This is a genomic window from Undibacterium sp. RuTC16W, from assembly GCF_049339445.1.
Classification (GTDB): domain Bacteria; phylum Pseudomonadota; class Gammaproteobacteria; order Burkholderiales; family Burkholderiaceae_D; genus Undibacterium.
Window position 1 is genome coordinate 1 of record NZ_JBMPPE010000046.1, and the last position, 418, is coordinate 418.

Below are 418 nucleotides of genomic sequence, written 5' to 3' on the forward strand. Positions count from 1 at the left end.
AGAAGGGTTCCATGAGAACAGCATTTGTTCATGGGTTACTCGATCCTAAGACATAGGGAAATTCCTTGTAATATATGGGTTCTTACGAATCCGTTGTCAAAAGGGAATGAGGTTGATATTCCTCAAGCTGAATACGGAGGTTTCGTGGCAACACAAACAAGCTTGGAGACATCGGCATGTGCAACTGGAAGAGTTCTCTTTTCTTCTTAACAATCTATCTCCCTGAATGGATTATCCAAAGCTAGGGATATATGGTTGGCAGAGCAGTTCACCATCGAACTGTCAGTGATGCTCATGACGATCCTTGAAAATCCAAGTACGGTGATCCTTTCGTATCAGGTCGTACCCATAACCGCATCAGGTCTCCAAGGTTAACAGCCTCTGGTCGATAGAATAACGTAGATAAGGGAATTCGGCA

General features: G+C 43.8%; 1 rRNA gene. It reads left to right on the plus strand.

Annotated elements, in window-relative coordinates:
* Positions 1-418 (plus strand): 23S ribosomal RNA (locus tag ACO0K4_RS19485); the annotation flags it as partial.